18 protein-coding genes are annotated in these 21,641 nt (G+C 74.8%); 6 read left to right on the forward strand and 12 right to left on the reverse strand.

All coding sequences use genetic code 11. From position 1 onward, the window contains the following. The first annotated feature begins 85 nt into the window (after window positions 1–85). Window positions 86–868, forward strand: a complete 783-nt coding sequence (locus ACA361_RS33220; protein WP_375018658.1) for an enoyl-CoA hydratase/isomerase family protein — start codon at window positions 86–88, stop codon at window positions 866–868. A gap of 21 nt (window positions 869–889) precedes the next feature. Here the strand turns inward: ACA361_RS33220 and ACA361_RS33225 are convergent, their stop codons facing one another. Further along, window positions 890–1,651: an IclR family transcriptional regulator gene (locus tag ACA361_RS33225; protein WP_375018659.1), complete on the reverse strand. Its 762-nt coding sequence runs from the start codon at window positions 1,649–1,651 to the stop codon at window positions 890–892. 283 nt (window positions 1,652–1,934) lie between these two features. On the opposite strand from ACA361_RS33225, the gene ACA361_RS33230 reads away from it, so the two are divergent. From ACA361_RS33230 to ACA361_RS33240, 3 genes are all read left to right on the forward strand, one after another. Beyond that, window positions 1,935–3,911 carry an acyl-CoA dehydrogenase family protein gene (locus tag ACA361_RS33230; RefSeq protein WP_375018660.1) on the forward strand — a complete coding sequence of 659 codons (1,977 nt, stop codon included), beginning with the start codon at window positions 1,935–1,937 and terminating at the stop codon, window positions 3,909–3,911. 109 nt (window positions 3,912–4,020) lie between these two features. After that, complete coding sequence (locus tag ACA361_RS33235) at window positions 4,021–4,740, forward strand: biotin/lipoate A/B protein ligase family protein (protein ID WP_375018856.1); 720 nt, start codon at window positions 4,021–4,023, stop codon at window positions 4,738–4,740. Between the two features lie 195 nt (window positions 4,741–4,935). Continuing rightward, window positions 4,936–5,751: a class I SAM-dependent methyltransferase gene (locus tag ACA361_RS33240; RefSeq protein ID WP_375018662.1), complete on the forward strand. Its 816-nt coding sequence runs from the start codon at window positions 4,936–4,938 to the stop codon at window positions 5,749–5,751. 110 nt (window positions 5,752–5,861) lie between these two features. On the opposite strand, the gene ACA361_RS33245 is transcribed toward ACA361_RS33240, so the two are convergent. From ACA361_RS33245 to ACA361_RS33295, 11 genes are all read right to left on the reverse strand, one after another. Then, window positions 5,862–8,717, reverse strand: coding sequence for an AAA family ATPase (locus ACA361_RS33245; RefSeq protein WP_375018664.1), 2,856 nt, complete (start codon window positions 8,715–8,717; stop codon window positions 5,862–5,864). A 42-nt stretch (window positions 8,718–8,759) separates the two neighbouring features. Beyond that, the gene (locus ACA361_RS33250; protein ID WP_375018666.1) at window positions 8,760–9,815 is read right to left on the reverse strand and encodes a CaiB/BaiF CoA transferase family protein; all 1,056 of its coding nucleotides are present in this window, start codon (window positions 9,813–9,815) and stop codon (window positions 8,760–8,762) included. A gap of 81 nt (window positions 9,816–9,896) precedes the next feature. Further along, window positions 9,897–10,982: a pyrroloquinoline quinone biosynthesis protein PqqE gene (gene pqqE / locus ACA361_RS33255; protein ID WP_375018668.1), complete on the reverse strand. Its 1,086-nt coding sequence runs from the start codon at window positions 10,980–10,982 to the stop codon at window positions 9,897–9,899. After that, window positions 10,979–11,254 (reverse strand): pyrroloquinoline quinone biosynthesis peptide chaperone PqqD, encoded by a 276-nt coding sequence (gene pqqD / locus ACA361_RS33260; RefSeq protein ID WP_375018670.1) that lies wholly within the window; start codon window positions 11,252–11,254, stop codon window positions 10,979–10,981. The genes pqqE and pqqD overlap by 4 nt, the downstream gene beginning before the upstream one ends. Beyond that, entirely contained in the window at window positions 11,244–11,993 is a 750-nt protein-coding gene (pqqC, locus tag ACA361_RS33265; RefSeq protein WP_375018672.1) for a pyrroloquinoline-quinone synthase PqqC, read from the reverse strand. Before pqqC ends, pqqD begins: the two co-directional genes overlap by 11 nt. Then, a complete protein-coding gene (pqqB, locus tag ACA361_RS33270; protein ID WP_375018674.1) occupies window positions 11,990–12,892 on the reverse strand; it encodes a pyrroloquinoline quinone biosynthesis protein PqqB in 903 nt (300 codons plus the stop codon). The genes pqqC and pqqB overlap by 4 nt, the downstream gene beginning before the upstream one ends. A 10-nt stretch (window positions 12,893–12,902) precedes the next feature. After that, window positions 12,903–13,025 (reverse strand): pyrroloquinoline quinone precursor peptide PqqA, encoded by a 123-nt coding sequence (gene pqqA / locus ACA361_RS33275; protein ID WP_375018676.1) that lies wholly within the window; start codon window positions 13,023–13,025, stop codon window positions 12,903–12,905. Between the two features lie 113 nt (window positions 13,026–13,138). After that, on the reverse strand, window positions 13,139–14,458 hold the full coding sequence (locus ACA361_RS33280) for an alkaline phosphatase PhoX (protein ID WP_375018678.1): 1,320 nt from the start codon (window positions 14,456–14,458) through the stop codon (window positions 13,139–13,141). Between the two features lie 18 nt (window positions 14,459–14,476). Beyond that, window positions 14,477–15,847 (reverse strand): phytase, encoded by a 1,371-nt coding sequence (locus ACA361_RS33285; RefSeq protein ID WP_375018680.1) that lies wholly within the window; start codon window positions 15,845–15,847, stop codon window positions 14,477–14,479. Between the two features lie 155 nt (window positions 15,848–16,002). Further along, window positions 16,003–17,103, reverse strand: a complete 1,101-nt coding sequence (locus tag ACA361_RS33290; protein ID WP_375018682.1) for an alkene reductase — start codon at window positions 17,101–17,103, stop codon at window positions 16,003–16,005. A gap of 36 nt (window positions 17,104–17,139) precedes the next feature. Then, the gene (locus ACA361_RS33295) at window positions 17,140–18,354 is read right to left on the reverse strand and encodes an MFS transporter (protein ID WP_375018684.1); all 1,215 of its coding nucleotides are present in this window, start codon (window positions 18,352–18,354) and stop codon (window positions 17,140–17,142) included. A gap of 128 nt (window positions 18,355–18,482) precedes the next feature. Between ACA361_RS33295 and ACA361_RS33300 the strand changes: the two genes are divergently transcribed. Together ACA361_RS33300 and ACA361_RS33305 are read left to right on the forward strand one after the other, a co-directional pair. Continuing rightward, complete coding sequence (locus ACA361_RS33300; RefSeq protein WP_375018686.1) at window positions 18,483–20,483, forward strand: BTAD domain-containing putative transcriptional regulator; 2,001 nt, start codon at window positions 18,483–18,485, stop codon at window positions 20,481–20,483. Then, window positions 20,423–21,595, forward strand: a complete 1,173-nt coding sequence (locus ACA361_RS33305; protein WP_375018688.1) for a hypothetical protein — start codon at window positions 20,423–20,425, stop codon at window positions 21,593–21,595. The genes ACA361_RS33300 and ACA361_RS33305 overlap by 61 nt, the downstream gene beginning before the upstream one ends. Window positions 21,596–21,641 lie beyond the last annotated feature (46 nt).

Raw genomic sequence — 21,641 nt, forward strand, 5'->3', positions numbered from 1 at the left:
GCCGGACGGCGGGCGGGGATTCCCCGCCCGCCGTTCCGTTTCGCCATAGAGAGGCCGAGAGGGGCCGAGAGGGCCGAGGAGGGGCATGGACGGGACCGTTCTGTACGAGGCGGCCGCCGGCATCGCGCGGATCACGCTCAACCGGCCCGAGGCGCGCAACGCGCTCAGCGACGAGATGATCGGCGAGCTGCTGGCGGCGTTCGACCGGGCGTCCGCCGACGACGGGGTACGGGTCATCGTGCTCACCGGCGCCGGTGACCGGGCCTTCTGCGCCGGGGCGGACCTGGCCGGGCTGGGCGCGGACGGGACGGTGGCCGACCCGGACGCGATCCGGGCGAGCGCCCCGTACCGGCTGTTCACCGCGTTCCCCCGGCTGGGCAAGCCGATCATCGCGCGGCTGGCCGGGCACGCGGTGGCGGGCGGGCTCGGGCTGGCGGCGGCCTGCGATCTGGTGATCGCCGCCGATGACGTCACGCTCGGCACCCCGGAGGTGAACGTCGGGCTGTGGCCGATGATGATCATGGCGATCATCAACCGGAACGTGCCGCCGAAGCACGCGTTCAAGCTCTACTACACCGGCCAGAAGATCAGTGCCGCCGAGGGCCGCGAGATCGGCCTGGTCACCGAGGCGGTGTCGCGCGCCGAGCTGGACGGCCGGGTGGACGAGCTGGCCCGCACGATCGCCGCCAAGAGCCCGATCGGGCTGCGCAGGGGCCGCGAGGCGTTCTTCGCGATCGAGGGGCGGCCGCTGGAGGACCAGGTGGAGCATCTGCTCGGCGAGCTGGTGAGGCTGGCCGCGACCGAGGACGCCAAGGAGGGCATCGCCGCGTTCCTGGAACGGCGGCCGCCCGACTTCAAGGGCCGCTAGGCCGGGGGCCGGGCGAGGCTGCTAGGCCATCGTGAGGCTGAGCGTGCGCTGGATGCGGGCGGCGGTCGCCCGCATCCGGTGCGCGGACGCCTCCACCTTCGGCAGCCTGCGCGGCGGCACGGACACGGCGAGGGCGCCCACGACCGAGCCGGTGGCGTCGCTGACCGGGACGGCGGCGCAGCCGGTGCCGATCGCGTACTCCTCACGGTCGATCGAGACGTCGCCGGGCTCGCGCAGCAGCCCGAGCAGCCGGGCGGGGTCGGTGATGGTGTGCGGGGTCAGGTCGACCATCGGGTGCCGGGCCAGGTAGTCGCGGCGGCGGTCCTCGCTGAGCTGGCCCAGCACGCACTTGCCGACCGCGGTGGCGTGCGCGGCGTCGCTGAAGCCGACCCACAGGTCGACGCGCGGGGCGCGCGGGCCGTCGGCGACGTCGACGATCTGGATCTCGTCGTCGATCTGCATGCCGAAGTAGGCGGCGGCGCCCAGCTCGTCGCGCAGCGCGATCAGGGTGGGGCGGATCCGGGCCAGCACCTGCTGCGTGCGGGACGGCCCGTGCAGGGACTCGACGCGGTCGCCCAGCACCCACAGCCCGTCCGACAGCCGCGTGGCGTAGCCCTCGTGCGCCAGCGTGCGCAGCAGGTGGTAGGTGGTCGCGAGGGGGAGGGCGGCCTCGCGGGCGAGCTGCTTGGCCGGGGCACCGCCGGGATGCGCCGCCACCGCCTCCATCAGGCGCAGCGCCCGCTGCACCGAGGCGATGAGCGTCGGCCTCCGTGTCTCATCCATCACGCACAGCGAACCTTTCCTGCCTCGCGCGGTCAAGGTCTTTGCCCACACTCCCCTTTATTGGAGCACTTTTCGTCCATGGTGGACGTCGGATTCGTCGGCGAGCACGCGCGATGGAACGGTCCTTCTCCGGCCTGATTCCGGTTCCGCGGCGGCTCCGTTCCCGGATTCCGCAAAGGGCGCCCGTAACCTCGTTCAAGATCATTACATCGCTCCCGTTCTGGGCCTGCTCAACTCCCGGACCGGGGAGTAACTTCGCGGTTGAGGCGAACGGAGAAGCAGCATGAGCGAGCCGAGCCGCAAGACCGCCGAGAGCCCCGCCGTCCCCGCCACGGGCGTGGACGAGCGCGCCGCGCGCAAGGTCGCCGAAGAGGCGCGGGACGCCGAATGGCGCCTGCCGAGCTTCGGGAAACAGCTCTTCCTGGGCGACTTCCGGCTCGATCTCATCCATCCCCATCCGCGCCCGGACGAGGCGGCGCGGCGGAAGGGGGAGGAGTTCCTGGAGCGGCTCCGGGAATTGTGCGCCACCAAGATCGACCCGGCCGAGATCGAGCGGACCGCGCGCATTCCCGACGGCGTGATCCAGGAACTGCGCGCGATCGGCGCGCTCGGCATGAAGATCCCCGAACGGTACGGCGGCCTCGGCCTCGGCCAGCTCCACTACGGCCGCGCCCTCATGATCGTCGGATCGGTGAACCCCGCGCTCGCCGCGCTGCTGTCGGCGCACCAGTCGATCGGCGTGCCGCAGCCGGTCAAGCTGTTCGGCACCGCCGAGCAGAAGGAGACCTGGCTGCCGCGCTGCGCCCGGGAGATCAGCGCGTTCCTGCTGACCGAGCCGGACGTGGGCTCCGACCCCGCCCGGCTCCGGTCCACCGCCGTCCCGGACGGCGACTCGTACCTCCTGGACGGCGTCAAGCTGTGGACGACCAACGGCGTCGTCGCCGACCTCGTCGTCGTGATGGCGCGCGTCCCGAAGTCGGAGGGCCACCGGGGCGGCATCTCGGCGTTCGTGGTCGACATGTCCACGCCGGGCATCACGGTCGAGCACCGCAACGCGTTCCTGGGCCTGCGCGGCATCGAGAACGGCGTCACCAGGTTCCACCAGGTCAGGGTGCCCGCCGCCAACCTGATCGGGACGGAGGGCGCCGGGCTCAAGATCGCGCTCACCACGCTCAACACCGGCCGGCTGTCGCTGCCGGCGATCTGCGCCGCGGCCGGCAAGTGGGCCACGAAGATCGCGCGGGAGTGGAGCCGGGAGCGCGTCCAGTGGGGCCGCCCGGTCGGCGAGCACGAGGCCGTCGCGCGCAAGGTCGCGTTCATCGCGGCGACCTCGTACGCGATGGAGGCGATGCTCGACCTGTCCGGCCAGCTGGCCGACGACGAGCGCAACGACATCCGGATCGAGGCCGCGCTGGCCAAGCTGTGGTCCTCGGAGATGGCCTGCCGGGTCGCCGACGAGCTGATCCAGGTGCGCGGCGGCCGCGGCTACGAGACGGCCGAGTCGCTCGCGGCCCGCGGCGAGCGCGGCGTCCCGGCCGAGCAGGTGCTGCGCGACCTGCGGATCAACCGGATCTTCGAGGGCTCCACCGAGATCATGCATCTGCTGATCGCCCGCGAGGCGGTGGACGCGCACCTGGCGGTGGCCGGCGACATCATCGACCCCGAGGCGTCCCGCGAGGACAAGGTGCGGGCGGCGGCCCGCGCCGGCGGCTTCTACGCGCGCTGGCTGCCGACGCTGGTGACGGGCGCGGGGCAGCGGCCCGGCTCGTACGCCGAGTGCGGCGCGCTCGCCCGGCACCTGCGCTACGTCGAGCGGGCCTCGCGCAAGCTGGCGCGCTCCACCTTCTACGCGGCCGGACGCTGGCAGGGCCGGCTGGAGTACAAGCAGGGCTTCCTCGGCCGCATGGTCGACATCGGCGCCGAGCTGTTCGCGATGAGCGCCGTCTGCGTCCGCGCCCAGGCGGACGCCGCGGACGGCGCGGAACCGCTGGCCGGGACCGGCGCGACGGCACCCGGCCGCTCCGCCCTGCGGCTCGCCGACGCGTTCTGCCGGCAGTCCCGCGTGCGGGTGGAGGAGCTGTTCGACGGGCTCTGGCGCAACACCGACGACCTCGACGCGAAGCTCGCCAGGCAGGTGCTCGGCGGCGAGTTCACCTGGCTGGAGGAGGGCGTGCTGGACCCGTCCATCCCCGGCCCGTGGATCGCCGCGGCCGAGCCGGGCCCCAGCGAGCGGGAGGGCGTCCACCGCACGATCCGCTGACCGTCTCATATGCACTGTGTCGCCATATGAAACTCTCCGCCTGAGATCTCCCCGCGACATGGGTATGTTGCGGGGAACCAGGAGGGCGGGAGGCCCGGCGTTGCTCAGCATGGTGGTCGACCAGGCGCGCGATCCGGCACGCGATCCGGCGTGGCACCTCGCGCTGGACGAGGCGCTGGCGCGCACCGGCTGCGCCGCACCGCTGCTGCGCGTCTGGCGGAACGCCCCGAGCGTGATCGTGGGCCGCTTCCAGGACGTCGACCGCGCCGTCGACCTGGCCGGCTGCGCCGAGGACGGGGTCCGCGTCGTCCGCCGGGCCACCGGCGGCGCCGCGGTCTACACCGGCTCTGGCACGCTCAACGTCACGCTCGTCCTCCCGCGCGGTACCTCCCGCCGCCGGGACCCCCGTTCCGGGGCGCCGCCCGGTCTCGGCAAGCTCGTGGCCACGGCCGTCGAAGATCTCGGCCCTTCGGCCGCGGCGCTCCGGAACGGGTCCGTACGCACCGCGCGGCTGCGCACCCGGCACGCCGACCTCGCGCACGCCGCGGTCCACGTCGTCCCCGACGGCGTCGCCGCCCGCTACATCGCGGGCGAGGAGACGCGCCCGGCGCTCGCCGACCTGCTGCCCGGGGCGACGCCCGAACGGCTCGGCGCCGCCCTCCTCGCCGCCGCCGAGGACGAATTCGGTTCGGCCCGGACCCGCCCGCCGAACGCGCTCGAACGCGCCTGCCGCGACTACCTGTTCGCGACCCGGTACGGCGATGTGACCTGGCATCTCATGGGCGGCGCCGGCCCGTCCAGCCAGCCCCGCGAGTTCACCGGACGGTGATCGTCCGGCTGCGCGGCGCGGCGGCCCGCGAGGCGAAATGGCGCGCCTGGGGCATGCCACCGGGGCCGCTGTGGGTAGACTGACGCGACCTTGCGCCAGAGACCGGCCTGCCCCGTAGAGGTGCCGGCCCGCGGTCCGGCGAACGCCAAGCCGAAGAACAGCGAGCGGCTACACGCACCCAGCGAGCGGGAAGTAATGCAGTCACCAGGTCAGAAGAAGTCCATCACCGGTACCCTCGTCAACCTCCTCGGGAGCGGCCCGCGCCAGCCGGCGGCCCCCACGGCGGGCGACGGCGAGCTCGTCCAGCCGGCCGCCGGCGAGGGCGCCCTGGAGAACCACCTCGGCGGTGACGAGGCGCGCAACTACCGCAAGTACGAGTACGACATGGTCGCACCGCACGTCGGCCGGTCCCTGCTGGAGATCGGCTCCGGTCTCGGGCACTTCTCCGAGCAGTTCGCCGGCCGCCTCGACTACCTCGCGGTCAGCGACAACGACCCGTACTGCGTGGGCGAGCTGCGCAAGCGGTACGAGGGCAACCCCGACGTCGAGGTCCTCGACCTGGAACTGCCCGCCGACGTCGACATCCGGCAGAAGGTCGACACGGTCGTCATGATGAACGTCCTGGAGCACATCAAGGACGACGTCAAGGCCCTGGAGGACCTGGCCGCGGTCACCGAGCCCGGCGGCCGGATCGTCATCTGGGTGCCCGGCTACATGCAGCTGTACGGGGACTTCGACCGCAAGGTCGGGCACGTCACCCGCTACACCCCCGACACCCTCAAGACGTCGGTCCGCAAGGCCGGGCTGCTGCCGGAGGTGCTCAAGCCGATCAACTTCCTGGGCGGGATCGCCTGGTGGGCCGCCGTCCGCCGCGGCGGCGCCGGCTACCCGGACCCGCGGCTGGTCAAGATCTACGACCGCACCGTAATCCCGCTGACCCGCGGGATCGAGCGCGTCGTGCGCCCGCCGTTCGGGCAGACCGTCTTCTGCGTCGCGCGCGTCCCGCGCTGACGCGGATCCCGGGCGGGGGCCACCGCATTTCGTCGACCCGGCGACGGGGACCGGAGGGGTGCCCCCGTCGCCGGGTCAGCGCTTTTCCGGCCCCCTCTGGAACCCGCCCTCTAGAAGAGGGCAAGGCGGTGGGCGGTGGCGGCGGCCTCGCCGCGGCTGGTGACGCCCAGCTTCGCCAGGATGTTGGAGACGTGGACGCTGGCGGTCTTCGACGAGATGTAGAGCGCCGCGGCGATGTCGCGGTTGCTCTGGCCGTCGGCCACCAGCCGCAGCACCTCGAACTCGCGCGGCGTCAGGCCGAGCGGGGCGGCGTCCGCGGGGCGGCGCAGCCGGCCCGACAGCTCGGCGATCTCGTCGCACAGCAGCTTCGCCCTGAGCCCGCGGGCGGCCTCGCCGGCCCGTTCCAGGCGCTCGGCGGCGCCGTCGCGGTCGCCGCGGGCCAGCGCGGCCTCGGCCCCGCGCAGCAGTGACTCGGCCAGCTCGTACGGCCGTTCCAGCTCCCGCCAGGCGGCGGCCGCGGCGTCCCAGGCGGCCAGCGTCTCCGCGCCGCGCACCCGGGCGGCGTACGCGGCGTACGTGAGCCGGTGCGCCTCCTGCGACGGGCTCACCGTGCACAGCCCCGCGGCGCGCTCCTCGATCAGCGGGAACGCCGGGACCCCGCCGATGGCGGCCTCCTCGCCCAGCCGGGCGCAGGCGTCCGCGCCGATCACCAGGACGGGCCACGCGAACCGGGCGTCGTCGGGCAGCCCGGCGTTCGCGATCACGCCGCCGATGACCTCCAGCGCCTCCGCCGGCCGGCCCTCGGCCATGTGGACCCGGGCCTCCAGCCGGATGGTGGCGAAGTAGTCCTGGGTCTTCAGCCAGCGGGTCTTGAACTCCATGATCTCGTGCGCCTCGTTGAAGCGCCGGCAGCCGGCCTCCACGTCGCCGCGCGCCAGCTCGATCTCGCCGGCCAGGATGAGCAGCGAGGTACGGGTGGTGACGGCCGGCTCCTGTTCGAGCGACTGCCGCAGGACGGTCAGCGCCTCGTCCCAGCGCCCCAGCGAGAACAGCGGCTCGGCGAGGTTGATGCCGAGGAACGCGCCCTGCGTGCGGGCCACGCCGAACTCGCGGGCCAGCTCCATCCCGCGCCGCGCCACCGCGACGGCGTCCTCGTGCCGCGCGGCGCCCTCCAGGAAGTGCGACTTGATGACAGCGAACCGGAGGAGCACCCGGTGGTTGCCGGCCGCGTTCGCGGCGGCCTCCACCTCGTCCAGCAGCGAGTCGCCGCCGTCGTAGTCGACGTCCACGCAGAACAGCGTGCTGAGCGCGTCGGCCTCCGCGGTCGCGTCGCCGACCCGCCGGGCGATGCGCAGCGACTCGGCGGCGGCCTCGCGCGCCATCGGGATGTCGGTCGTCAGGCGCACGTACTGCGCCAGTGCCGACAGCACCCGCGCGCGCAGCACGGTCGGCGGGTCGGCCGGCAGGCAGCGGACCGCCTCCTGGAGGTCCTCGACGAAACCGGGCCGGGCCATCTGGTGGTACATCCGGCCGCGCCGCATCAGCAGTTCGGCGCGCCGCTCGTTCGTGCCCTCGCCGGTGCCGATGGCGCGCAGCGCAGCGGTCGCGAGCTTGACGCCGCGCTCGTACTCGCCGGCGTCGTCGGCGGCCGCGACGGCCTGCTCCAGGACCTCGGCGTGCTCGGCGGCGATCCGCTCGGCGGCGTCCGGCACGCGCTCCCACAGCTCCAGGACGCGCGACAGCATCGCCAGGCACTCGGCGTACGCCAGCGCCTTGCGCGCCTCGCCCGCCGCGCGCCACGAGCTGACCAGCGCCCAGGTGGCGTCGTGGGCGGCGTTCCAGTGGTGGCTGAGCTCGACCCACAGCCGCCCGGACGGCACCAGCCCCGGATCGTTCTCCAGCGCCTCGGCGTAGCGGGTGTGCAGGCGGGTGTGCTCGCCTGGCAGCAGGTCGTCGTGGATGGCCTCGCGGATCAGCGCGTGCCGGAACGCGTACCCGTCGCCGTCCACGACCAGCACGTTCGCGGCGACGGCGGGGCGCAGCACGCGGGTCAGCCGGGCGTCGTCCAGCCGCGACACCGCCGACAGCAGCGCGTGCTCGATGCGGGTGCCGCCGCCGCTGGCGTCGCGGAGGACGTCCTGGGTCTCCTCCGGCAGCCGCTGGACGCCCGCGAGCAGCAGGTCGCGCAGCGATTCGGGCAGCTCGTCGCAGTCGCCCTCCAGCAGGAACTCCACGAACAGCGGGTTGCCCTCGCTCCGCGCGTAGATGCCCTCCACCGTCCGGGCGGCCGGCTCGCCGCCCTGGAGGCCCGTCACCAGGCGCGCGACGTCCGCGCGGGACAGCCGGGCCAGCTCCAGCCGGCGGACCCGGTCGACCCGGGACAGCTCGGCGAGCAGGGGCCGCAGCGGATGGGTGCGGTGCAGCTCGTCCGTCCGGTACGTGACGACGATCAGCAGCGGGGCGGTGTCGACGTTGCGGATCAGGAACGCCAGCAGGTCGCGGGTGGAGCGGTCGGCCCAGTGCGCGTCCTCGATGACCAGCACGACGGGGCCCTCGTCGGCGAGCCGCTCCAGCAGGATCAGGACCAGCTCGAACAGCCGGGCCCGCTCCTGCCCGGACGCGGCGTCGCCCTCGGGCTCGCCGAACTCGGGCAGCAGCCGCGCCAGCCCGCCGGCGGCGCCCCGGGGCAGCAGCCCCGCGACCCCGTCGATGCCGATGTCGCGGACGAGGCCGCGCAGAACGGTCGTGAACGGCGCGAACGGCAGCCCGTCCGAACCCAGCTCCAGGCACCCGCCGACCAGCACCCTGGCCCGCCCCTCGACGGCGGCGCCGAACTCGCGGACCAGCCGGGTCTTGCCCAGCCCCGCCTCGCCGCCCACCAGGACGGCTCCGGGTGCCTCGGCGAGCGCCCCCTCTAGATCTTCCAGTTCGGCCGACCGGCCGACCAGCATCGCACGCGCGCTCACGCTTCAAGGATGCCAGGCAGGTGCGACAAACCGTACGAATTTTCAGCCGGTCCAGCCCTGGCCGCCGTGCTCGTCCAGCTCGGCGACGCGGCCGGGGCCCAGCGGCGGGTGGACGGCCGTGCGCACCGGCGAGCCCAGATCGCCGTCCTCGATCACCCGCCGGTGCCGGAAGTGCCGGTGCGCCATCATCTCCGCCCGGTCCAGCACCGGCGCGACCGGCGCCCCCGCCGCCTCCAGCAGGCCGATCGCCGTGTCACGGTCCAGCGCCGCCACGGCCTTCGCGATCACCGCGTCGATCTCGGCGACCCGGCCCATCCGGTCGGCGAACGGGATCCCGATCAGCTCCTCCAGGTCCAGCGCGCGGCAGGTGGCGGCCCAGAGCCGCTCCTCCGACACCACGCCCAGCGTGATCGCGTGCCCGTCCCGGGTGGGGTAGACGCCGTACCCCGGCACGGGGCCGGGCCGGTACCCGGTCACCCGCTCCGGCCCGTTCGGCGCCTCTGGAACGGTCGCGACCCAGTGGGCCAGCACGTCCGTCATGCCGAGGTCGACGCGGTCCCCGAGCCCGGTGGCGCGCGCCTTCAGGCAGGCCGCGGTGATCGCGAAGGCCGCCATCGTGGCCGCGCCCATGTCCGCCACCGGAAGCTCGTCGGTCTCCGGCGACATGGCGTCCGAGGGCAGCGAGCCCGAGTACGCCCGGTAGTTGATGTCGTGGCCGGGCACCGCCGACAGCGGCCCGTGCGCGCCGTACCCGGACAGCGAGCAGTAGACCAGCCCCGGGTTGAGGGCGAGCAGCGCCTCGTGCCCGACGCCGAGCCGGTCGGCCACCCCGGGCCGGAACCCCTCCACGAACACCTCGGCGTCCCGCGCCAGCTCCAGGCACCGTTCCAGGCCGGCCGGGTCCTTGAGGTCGAGCGCGACGCTGCGCTTGTGCTGGTTGAGCAGGTCGAAGTGGCTCCGGAACATCCGCATCGGCTCGCCGCCGGGCGGCTCCACCTTGATCACGTCCGCGCCCAGCTGCGCGAGCAGCTGGGTGGTGTACGGTCCAGGCCGCCACATCGTCAGATCCAGAACCCGCAGCCCGTCCAGCAGCGCCATCGCACCCTCCTCCTGATCACTCTCACGCTGCCGGGCCGGAGCCCGCCGAGTCAAGCGAGCGCTTGGTAGAAGTCGCGCGGGTCAGCTCGCGCCCGGCCGCCGGTAGACGAACGCGGGTGTGGTGTGGCCGGCGGTGGTGGCGGGTTGGTGGACGAGGTGGTGGTCGGGGGACAGGGAGCAGGCGGGGTCGGTGCGGGTGGCGTCGCCGGTGAGGGCGTGGGCTTGGCAGCGGCAGCCGCCGTGGTCGATGTCGCGGCGGGGGCAGTCGCGGCAGGGGCCGGTCATCCAGGCGGTGCCGCGGTAGGCGTTGAAGGCTGGGGAGTGTGTCCAGATCCAGGACAGGGGGTGGTCGCGGATGTTGGGTGGCGCGAGGTCGGTGATGGCGTAGGCGGCGGGGCAGGGTAGTGCGGTGCCGTCGGGGCCGACGGTGATCGAGCGTGTGCCCCAGCCGCCCATGCAGGGTTTGGGGACGCCTTCGTGGTAGTCGGGCATCACCCAGACCAGCTCAGGTGTGGTGTGGTGTTCGCGCCAGGCGGTGACGATGGTCTTGGCGTGGTCGAGTTGGGTGCGGGTGGGGAGCAGGGCGGTGCGGTTGCGCAGGGCCCAGCCGTAGAACTGGGTGTTGGCCAGCTCGATGCGGTCGGCGCCCCAGCGGGCGCCGACTTCGATGATCTCTTGCAGGTTGTCGAGGTTGTGGCGGTGCAGCACGACGTTGAGCCCGAACGGCAGCCCGGCCGCGGTGATCACCTTGGCGGCCTCCTCCTTGGCGGCGTACGACTCGCGCCCCGCGATGAGGTCGGAGCCGGGGCGGCGGGCGTCTTGGAGGGAGAGCTGGACGCTGTTGAGCCCGGCGCCGGCCAGCTCGTCCAGCCGTTGGGGGGTGAGGCCGAGGCCGCTGGTGACCAGCTGGGTGTAGATCCCGGCCTGGTGGGCGGCTGTGACGATGGCGGGCAGGTCGCGGCGCAGCAGGGGTTCGCCGCCGGAGATGTGGGCTTGGACGATGCCGAGGTCGGCGGCCTCGCCGAACACCCGCGCCCACTCGGTGGTGCTCAACTCGGTGCTGGTGCGGACGAGTTGGAGGGGGTTGGAGCAGTAGGGGCAGTGCAGCGGGCAGGCGTGGGTGACCTCGGCGAGCAGCGCCCACGGGGCGGGGATGGCGGTGGTCATCGCAGCCAGCCATGGGCGCGGACGCGGTTCAGGAAGGCGGGCACCTCGGCGGCCAGCGGGGCGCCGGGGTAGGTCTGGGCCAGTTCGGTGATGATGTCGGTGACGGTGCGGGTGCCGTCGCACAGCCGCAGGATCGGGCCGCCCGACCCGCTCAGGCGTACCGCCCGTTCGGGCATGAGCAGCAGGTCGGTACCGCGGACCCGGTCGTAGCGCAGCAGGACCGAACGATCCAGCACCGGCCGCCACGACGGCTCGGCGGGCTCAGCGGGCATCGCGCACCTCCCCGCGCTCGACGGCGTCCAGCAGCGACCACAGCACGTCGCACTTGAACGTGAACGCGGCCAGCACCCGTTCCTGGTCGGCCCGCGTCCGCGCCCATTCGTGCACCAGCCCCAGCGCCTCCTCGGAGTCGCGGCGGCCCTGGCCCACCCGGACCCGGAAGTAGCGCAGCCCTTCCGCCTCCACCCACGGGTAGTGGCGCTCCCATGCGGCGATCCTGGTCGTCATCAGGTCAGGGGCGAACAGCTCGGTCAGCGAGGACGCGACGGCCTCCAGCGCCGAGGCGTTGCGGCAGAAGTTGACGTAACCGTCCACCGCCAGCCGGACGCCCGGCAGCACGCCCTCCCCGGACAGCAGCGCGGCCCGGTCCAGACCTGCGGCCTCGCCCAGCCGCAGCCAGCGCTCTATCCCGCCGACCGCGCCGCCGCCATCGTCATCGTCCGGGCTCCCGTCGTGGTCGTGGATGCGGCGGATCCAGGAGCGCCGCAGCTCCCGGGAGCCGAGCTTGGCCAGGATCAGCGCGTCCTTGACCGGAATGTGCCGCTGGTAGTGGAACCGGTTGAGGATCCAGCGGCGCAGCTCGTCCGGGCTCAGCAGCCCCTCGTGCATGCGCAGGTTGAACGGGTGGCGGTGGTGGTACCGCTCCGCGCCCAGCGCCCGCAGCCGCGCCTCCAGTTCGGCGTCGGGCAGCCTCGCGTCGGTCTCGTCCCGTACCTGTACCGGCGTGCTCACAGTTCGATCACCGTTCCCTCCCGGGCGACCTCGATCCCCGCCGCGGCCAGCCGCCGGTGCCCGGCATCGTCCGGATCGACGAGGGGGTTGGTGTTGTTCAGGTGGGTGTACAAACGCCGCGCGGCGGGCAGCACCGCCAGCCGCCCGGCCGTGCCACCCGGCCCACTGATCGGCAGATGCCCCATCTCGGTGGCCGTCCGCCCGGTGAACCCGGCGCGGCGCGGCTCCTCGTCGTCCCAGAACGTGCCGTCCGCGAAGACGCAGTCGGCGCCGGCGAGCGCCTCGTCCAGTTCCGCCGGCCAGGCGGCCAGGCACGGCGCGTACACCAGGACCTTGCCGGTCCGCCGGTCGCGCACGCGCAGCGCCACCACCCAGGCGTCTCCGGCGGCGGTCTCCAGTTCGGCCGCGTACCTGGGGCGCTTGCCGGACATCCGGACGGCCTGGATCTCCAGCGGGCCGCCGTCCAGCGCTTCGGGGGCCTTCTCGGGCAGCTCCGTCCAGGAGATCCCGGCGTAGGGGGCCAGCACCGCGTCCAGGCGCAGGCCGTCCGCCAGTGCCGCGCGCACCGCGCCGGTGGCCGCGATCCGCAGCCCCGACGCCTCCCGCAACCGCAAGATTCCCAGGGTGTGGTCGAGTTCGGCGTCGGTCAGGATCACCCCGGCGACCGGGGTGTCCCGGCGTCCCGGCCCCGGGTGCAGCTGCGGGCATGCCTCGATCTGCTCGCCGATGTCGGGCGTCGCGTTGACCACGTACCAGCGCCCCGGCCCGGCCTCGACCGCGATCGAGGCGTGCCGCCGCCGCAGCCGCCGGTCGGCACGGGCGGCGGCGCACCCCGGGCACGCGCAGTTCCACTGGGGCACACCGCCGCCCGCCGCGGTGCCGAGGACCAGCACCCGCATCGCGGACCGATCAGCTCTCGGCGGTGAAGTACGCCGTGACCTCCAGCGAGGTCTCCACGATCTCGAAATCGGGCGAGACCCAGCGGGCCGCGCGGTCGTCGTTCCGGTCGGTGTCGGTGGTGTGCTCCGTCATCACGCTGCACCTTCCTGTCGGTTCGCCCGGAAGGCCCTGAAAGCGCTTTCCGAGCGTGTACGGTGCCGATCGTACGTCGTTTCTGAAAGCGCTTCCAGTCCCTACCTGGGTCGTCAGCGAGGCAGCCGGTGCCAGGGTCCGGTGATGGCGAAGGTCACGCCGGGCGTGTACCGGTTGGCGAACAGCGTCCGGCCGTCCGGAGAGAACGCCACCCCCGCCATCTCCGAGTCGTTGAGCGCGTTGCGGGCCAGCGCGAACGGCCGCCCCTCCCGGGTGACGCCGACGAGGAAGATCTCCCCGTCGCCGTCCTCGGCCAGCACCACGCCGCCCCCGTACGGGGACACGGTGATGTTGTCCGGGGAGTCGTAGCGCCCGCCCGGCTTGAACACCAGCTCCAGTTCGAGCGTCCGGAGCCGCGGGTCGTAGCGCCACACCTGCCCGGCGTGCTCGGCGGGCGAGCCGTTCGCGGCGCGGGCGAAGCTCGTCACGAAGTACGCCGAGTTCCGCCCCCACCAGGCGCTCTCCAGCTTCTCGCCGCGGGTGACGGGATCGACCTGCATGCGCGTGGACTCGCTCGCGGCCTCGGGGTCGGGGACGTCCACCCACCGCACGTTCCGGAACCTCGTCCCCGCCTCCTGGACGAGCGACAGGTCCGGCAGGCCGGGCACGTGCATCGCCTGCAGGAGCCCGCCCGCCCGGTAGGCCCCGTACCGCTTGGCGGTGACGTCCGGCAGGAAGCGGTAGAGCAGCCCGAACGGCTCCTTCGCGTCCTCGGTGAGGTAGCAGATCCGGCTCGCCGGGTCGATGGCGACGGCCTCGTGCCAGAACCGGCCGAGGCCCTTCAGCGGCACCGGATCGGCGTTGCGGCGCGGATCGGCCGGGTCGATCTCGAAGACCCACCCGTGGCTCCTCGTCTCGCCGGCGAAGCCCTCGGTCTCCTCGCAGGTCAGCCAGGTGCCCCACGGGGTCGTCCCGCCGGCGCAGTTGGCGAAGGTGCCGCCCAGGCTGATGTGGTGGCCGAGCAGTTCCCCGTCCCTGGAGACCTCCAGCGTCGTGGTGCCGCCGTGCGCGGCCGGGTCGTAGGTCAGCTCCGGCGGCGCGGCGACCCGGCCGTCCGGGCCGCGCTGCTCGTGGTTGCGCACCAGCCGCCAGGTGCCGTGCCGGCGCCCCCGGAAGACGGCCATGCCGTCGTGCGCGCCCGGGACGACGGTGTCCCCGATCGGGGACCCCTGCGGCGAGATCGTCCGGTACGAGAAGCCCGCCGGCAGGTCGAGCAGGCCGTCCGGGTCGGGCACCAGCGGGCCGTAGCCGTGCGCGTCGCCGGCGCCGGCCGCCGCCGCGGCGGCCGCGGGACGGAACAGCGCGTCCACGCTGCCGCTGAAGGCGATCGCCAGCCCGGAGCCGGCGAGGAAGCGTCGTCGTGGTACGGACATCGGATCCTCCTCAAGGGGTCAGTCGCGGGGGTCCCAGCCGCCGGGATCGACGGTGAGCTCGTCGGGGAACGCCCCGGCCACGGCGTCCCAGGGCACGTACTTGAAGTTCGTGTTGGCGCGCGGCTCGCCGTCCGGGCCGATGACCTCGGGAGTGTTCCGGCCGTCATGGACGACCAGCAGCCCCTCGTCGAACCGGCCGCCGAGGTCGACGTTCAGCACGTCCGCGCCGTCCGACTCCTGCACGCCGTCGGTCCGGCCGCCGGCGACCGTGAACGCGCCGACGAACGCGTTGCCGGGCTCGCGGTCGTACACGGTGAACGTGTCGTCGCCCTGGCCGGAGGCGAGCAGGTAGCCTTCGCGGTCCTCGGCGTAGTAGATGGTGAGCCCCTCGGCGTCGGCGCTCAGGTGGCGCCCGCCGTACCCGGGGTCGTCGTCGCGGTGGACGACGCACTCGTCGGCGGCGGCGTCGTACGTCCACGGGACGCCGTACTCGCGCACCCGGTCGACGATCCGGGCGGTGCCGAAGCCGCCGCGCACCGGGACGCGCCAGATGCCCACGTCCTCCTGCGCCGCGTACAGGACGCCGCGCTCGCGGTCGACGACCATCCCCTCGACCTGCGGCAGCTCGCCGGGCTCGCCGCACGGCCGCCACGCGGTGCCGTCCGGCAGCGTGAAGGTGTGCGGCAGGTCGATGCCGTCCACCACCCGGTAGCCGACGCGGCCGCCTGCGCTGACCAGCTCGGCCATGGCCACGGAGGTGTGGTCGTTTCGGCTCACCATGGCGTACATCCGGTTTGTGGAACGGTCCAACCAGGTCGCCAGGCCGTACGCCGTCGCCTCCTCGTTGACCTCCGACTGGTCGGCGGAGAACAGGAACGGCACGCCGGCCGCGGTGACGTCCCGCAGCGGCGGCGCGCCCCGCAGGGCCGCGTGCGGGTCGATCGTGTAGATCCGCAGCCGGTCGTGGCCGCGGTCGCTGACCACCGCGAGGTCCGCGCCGCCGGGTCCGGCGCCGTAGAGGAGATCGACGTTGTTGAAGCGGCCCGGCGCGTCGCCGGGGCCGGGCGCGGGCGGCGCGGCGACGGCCTGGCGCTCGCGGCCGGACAGGTCGTACACCGACAGGCCGGCGTCCTTCTTGGTGGCGATCACGAGGCCCGCGCCGGCCTCCCGGGGATGGGCCCAGATCGCGGGATCGTCGCCGTCGGCGTTCCCGCCCGCGTCGTCGTCGAACAGCGCGGGCGTCTCCAGCGCCGCCGGCACGGGGACCGGCGCGGTCCTCGTGCCGGCGGCGGCCGGAGCCGCGGCGAGCACGGTGAGGCAGGCGAGCGTTCCGGCCAGCGAACGTGCTTGGAGCGTTCCAAATAAGCCCGGGCAGAGCTTCCTCTTCATGGCCACCTCCAGGGTGGGACCGGTGCGACGAGTCACCCCCGAGACCGCCGGGCGGCGGTGGATGGAACGGTCTACTGAACGCTCGGCCGCGTCAACACCCATCCATCCCCGCCGCACGTCAGCCATGCTGTCCGGTTCCGGACACCGCTCCCTCCTCAGGCCGCCGCGGCGCCCAGCGTCGGGTAGTCGGAGTAGCCGGTGGCGCCGCCCGTGTACATGAGATGCCGGTCCCGCACGGGGTTGAGCGGCGCGCCGAGGCGCAGGCGGTCGACCAGGTCGGGGTTGGCGAGGAACGGGCGCCCGAGCGCGATGACGTCCGCGCCCGCGTCCACCAGGCGGCCGGACTCGCGCAGGACGTGGCCGGTGGTCACCTCCGGCAGCTTCGGGTTGGCGATGAGGGTCGCGGGCCACATCTCGCGGATGGTGCGGAAGAGCGGCCGGTCCGGTTCGGCGTAGACGATGTGGAGGTAGGCGGGGGAGATCTCGGCGAGGGCGCGGACGAGCGCCGGGTAGACGTCGCCGGGGTCGTCCTCGTGGATCGCGTTCGCGGTGACCCCGGGCGAGATCCGGACGCCGACGCGTTCGGCGCCGATGGCGGCGGCGACGGCGCGGGTCACCTCGACCGTGAAGCGGATGCGGTTCTCGGCCGAGCCGCCGTAGTCGTCGGTACGGCGGTTGGTGCCGCTCGCCAGGAACTGGTGCAGGAGGTAGCCGTTGGCCGAGTGCACCTCCACGCCCTCGAACCCCGCCCGTACGGCGTTGCGCGCGGCGGCGGCGAAGTCGGCGACCGTGGCGCGGATGTCGTCCGGGGTCATCTCGCGCGGCACGACGGCCGCCTGCGGGCCCGCGCCGGTGTGGACGGTGTCGGGAAGCGGGACGGGCGAGGGCGCGACGGGACGCAGCCCGCTGTTGTCGGGGTGCCCGACCCGGCCGCCGTGCTGGATCTGGAGGAACATCCGGCCGCCGGCCTCCCGTACCGCGGTGGTGACCCGCCGCCAGCCCGCCACGTGCTCCGGGGCGTAGATCGCGGGGATGTTGGGGTAGGTGAGCCCGGCGGGGTTCGGGGTGGCCGCCTCGGCGATGATCAGCCCGGCGGCGGCGCGCTGGGCGTAGTAGCCCGCCATGAGGTCGCCGGGGACGCCGTCCGCGTCGGCGCGGTTGCGGGTCATCGGCGCCATCGCCAGCCGGTTCGGCAGCGCGAGGCCGCCGATCGCGGCGGGGCTGAGCAGGGCGGGGTGGAGGGTCGCGGTGGTCATGGCGAGATTCCTTTCCGTATCGGGCGGGCCGGCCGGTCAGCGGCCGTTGCGGGCGGGGAAACCGTGCGTCCTGGCGGCCAGCACGATCGCGAGGACGGGGGCGAGGAGCGCCAGCGCGCTCCAGGCGAACGAGGCGGTCCCGAAGGCGCCGAGGAGGACGCCGCCGGCGACGCCGCCGCCGGCCATCGCCGCGTTCCAGAGGGTGACGAGCAGGGCCTGCGCCGCGTCCCCCGCGTCGCCGGCCGCGTCGGCGGCGGCGGTCTGCAGGAGCGTGGGCGCGCCGCCCCAGCCGAGGCCCCAGAGCACCACGGCGAGGTGGACGAGGGCGGCGCTGCCGGATCCCAGCGCGAGCACGGCGGCGGCGACGGCGACCAGCAGCACGCCGGCGACGGTCAGCGCCCGCAGGTGCCGGTGGATCCGCGCGCCGACGATCCAGATGCTCACCAGGGACGCGGCGCCGAACTCCAGCAGGACCAGGCCGGTGGAGCCGCCCATGCCCAGGCCGTCCAGGAACGTGGCGATGTAGGTGTAGAGGATCGTGTGCGCCAGGACGAACACCAGGGTCACGGCCAGGACGGGCGCCACGCCGGGGACGCCGAGCGCGCGCTGCCGGGCCGCCCCCGCCCGCTCCTCCTTCGGGCGGCCGGGGAAGTCCGGGACGGCCACCGTGATCCAGCCGATGAGGACGGCGGTCAGGACGGTCATGAGCAGGAACGCCGCCCGCCAGCCGAGCGCGGTGCCGAGGAACGTGCCGGCGGGGACGCCCAGGGACAGCGCGACGGGGATGCCGGCCATGGCGACGGCGATCGCCCGGCCCTGGAGGCGGGCGGGCGCCATCCGGCGGGCGTACCCGGCCAGCAGCGCCCAGGCGAGACCGGCCGCGACCCCGGCGGCGAACCGCGCGGTCATCGTGAGCAGGTAGTCGCTGGAGAGCGCCGTCATGGTGTTGGCTCCGGCGAACGCGGCGACCGTCGCCAGCAGGAGGCGCTTGCGGCGCCATCCCGCGGTCGCGGCGGTCAGCGGCACGGCGGTGAGGGCCGTACCGATCGCGTAGATCGTCACGAGCTGCCCGGCGGCGGACTCGCCGACGTCCAGGTCGCCGCTCATCGCCGGCAGCAGGCCCGCCGGCAGCGTCTCGGTCAGGCTGGTGATGAAGACGGCCGTCGCCAACGCCAGCAGCGCGGACATGGGCAGCCGGTCCTCCCGGGGCGTGGTCCGGCCCCTGGCGGCGGCCGGCGTCTGGACGTGCACGGTGGTGCTCCTCTGTCGATGCGGCCGACGAGGTGCCGCCGGCAGGACACACGGTGCCGGGGAGCGCTTCGGGGACGCTGATGGCCCGCTGATGGGCGGGCGGCGGCGCCGTGTGTACGGTTTCCGGCATGCGGTTCGGTGTGCTCGGCCCCCTGGCGGTGTGGGACGACGAGGGGGCGCCGGTCCGGATCCCCGAGGCGAAGGTCAGGGCGCTGCTGGCCGACCTGCTGGTGCACGAGGGCCGCCCGGTGCCGGCCGACCGGCTCATCGACGACCTGTGGGGCGACCGGCCGCCGGGCCGGCCCGCCAACGCCCTCCAGGCGAAGGTGTCCATGCTCCGCCGCTTCCTGGGGCGGTCCCGGGTCGTCCACCAGGCTCCCGGGTACCGGCTCGACCTCGGCGGGACGGGCGACGAGGTGGACGCCGACCGGTTCCGCGCGCTGGCGGCGCGGGCCCGCACGCAGGACGACCCGCGCGCCCGCGCCGCGCTGCTCGGCGAGGCCCTGGCGCTGTGGCGCGGGCCGGCGTTCGCCGACTTCGCGGACGAGGAGTTCGTGCGGCCGGCCGCGGACCGCCTGGCCGACCAGCGCCTGGCCGTCCTGGAGGAGCAGGCCGAGGCCCGGCTGGACGCGGGGGACCACGCCCTGCTCGCCGGGGAGCTCGCGGACCTGGTGGCGCGGCATCCGCTCCGGGAGCGCCTGCGCGGCGTCCAGATGCGGGCCCTCTACCTGGCGGGCCGGCAGGGCGACGCGCTCGCCTCGTACGCGGAGCTGCGCGCGCTCCTGGCGGACGAGCTGGGCCTCGATCCGGGCCCGGAGCTCGCCGCCCTGCACGAGGCGATCCTGCGCCAGGATCCGGCGCTCGGCCCGGCCCTCGCCCCGGCGCCCGAGCGGGCGGCCGAGCCGGCGCCGCCCCCCTCGAACCTGCCCGTCCCGCTCACCGCGCTGATCGGCCGCGACCGGTGCCGGGAGGACGTCACCGGGCTCCTCGGCGCGGCGCGGCTGGTGACGCTCACGGGCTCGGCCGGGGTGGGCAAGACGCGGCTGGCGGTGGAGGCCGCGTCCGGGCCCGCCGGGGACGCGTTCCCGGACGGCGTCTGGTTCGTCGAGTTCGCCGGCCGGCGCGGCGGAACGGCGGAGCTGGCGCAGGAGGTCTCGGCGGTGCTTGGCCTCCGCGACGAGATGGCGGCCGGGCCCGCGGACGGCGGCGCGCCGGACCCGGCCGGCCGGCTCGCCGCGGCGCTCCGCGACCGGCGGCTCCTGCTCGTGCTCGACAACTGCGAGCACGTCGTGGAGGCGGCCGCCGCGCTGGCGGGGGCGCTGCTGCGCTCGGCCGCGGGGCTGACGATCCTGGCGACCGGGCGGGAGCCGCTGGACATCCCGGGCGAGTCGGTCTACCAGGTGGAGCCGCTCCAGGAGGACGACGCCGTGCGGCTGTTCGCGGCCCGGGCCGCCGAGTCGGCCCCCGGGTTCAGGCTCGACGACGGCCGGGACGCCGTCGCCGAGATCTGCCGGCGGCTCGACGGCATCCCGCTCGCCCTCGAACTCGCCGCCGGCCGCGTCCGGGCCCTCGGCGTGCGGGAGCTGGCGGCGCGGCTGAACGACCGGTTCCGGCTGCTCGGCACGGGACGGCGCGGCGCCCCGGCCCGCCAGCAGACCCTGCGCGCCATGATCGACTGGAGCTGGGAGCTGCTCGCCCCGGCCGAGCGGATCGTCCTGCGGCGGCTCGCCGTGCACCCGGACGGCTGCGGGCTGGACGCGGCGGAGGCCGTCTGCGCGGGGGACGGGCTGCGCGCCGAGGACGTCCTCGAACTGCTCACCCGGCTCGTCGACCGGTCGCTGGTCACGATGGTGGAGGGGCGGCGGGGCCGCGCTACCGGCTGCTGGAGTCCGTCGCCGCGTACGCGCTGGAACGGCTGGCGGAGGCCGGCGATCTCGACGGCACGCGCGGCCGGCACCTGCGCCACCACCTCCTGCTGGCCGAGCGCGCCGCGCCGCGGCTGCGCGACGGCGGGCAGCGGGAGTGGCTCGACCGCCTCGACGCCGAGGCCGCGAACCTGCGCGCGGCGGTGGACGAGGCCGTCCGCCGCCGGGCCGCGGCGGAGGCGGTGCGGCTGGCCGGCGCCCTGAGCTGGTGGTGGCTGCTGCGCGGGCGCCTGTACGAGGCCCGCGGCGCCCTCGCGGCGGTGGCCGCGGCCGTCCCGGACTCCGCCGAGGCCCGCGTCCTGCACGCGGCGTTCGCGCTGCTGACCGGGGAACGGCCCGCCGGCGCGGACATCGCCGCCGTCCGGGACGGCCGGGCCGCCTGGCTGTACGCCTACGGGCTGTTCCACATCGGCGAGCCCGGCGCGTCCGAGAAGGCCAACGCCAGAGCGCGGGAGCTGTTCACCGAGGACGGCGACCCCTGGGGCACCGCCGCCGCGCTCGGCCTCCAGGCGATGCTCGCGCTCGTCCGCGGCGACCTGGCCGCGATCGCCGCGGACGGCCCGCGGTCGGCGGCCCTCTTCCGGGAGATCGGCGACCGCTGGGGCGAGCTCCAGACCGTGGCGCCGCTCGCCGTCCTCGCGGAGATCAAGGGCGACTACGCGGCGGCCGAGCGCGGCCAGCACGAGGGCCTGCGCATCGCCCGCGAGCTGGGCCTGCAGAACGAGGTCGCCGCGCGCCTCTCCGGCCTCGGCCGGCTGGCGCTGCTCGCGCACGACTGGGAACGCGCCCGCGACCTGCACGAGCGGGCGCGGCGGATGGCCGCCGAGCAGGGCTACCGGTACGTCGAGACGCACGCGCTCATGGGGCTCGCGCTCGGCGCCCGCCGCTCGGGCGACCTCGACGCCGCGGCGGCCCACCTGGCGCGCATCCGCGACGAGTACGAGTCGTCCATGATCGGGGAGCATCTGCTGCTGGCCGAGTTCGGGTTCACCGCCGAGCTGCGCGGGGACGGCCCTGAGGCCGCCGCGTACCACCGCCGCGCCCTGGAGATCGCCCGTACCCTGGCCGACCCCCGCGCGGTGGCCCTCTCGCTGGAGGGGCTCGCGGGCGCGCTCGTCCTCACCGGCGACGCGGCCGGCGCCGCCCGGCTGCTGGGAGCGGCCGACGCCGCCCGCCGCGGCGCGGGCGCCCCGCTCCCCGAGGCCGAGCGGGGCGACGTCGACCGGATCACGGCCGCGGCGACGGCGGTACTGGGCGAGGAGGCGTTCGCCGCCGCGTTCCGCGGCGGCGCCGACACCCCGGCCACCGCCTATTGACGCGTTGTCCAGTCCGGGTGAGGGTGGCGGTGACCGGGAGGTGTGC

The organism is Actinomadura sp. 21ATH (assembly GCF_041951345.1).
Classification (GTDB): Bacteria; Actinomycetota; Actinomycetes; order Streptosporangiales; family Streptosporangiaceae; genus Spirillospora.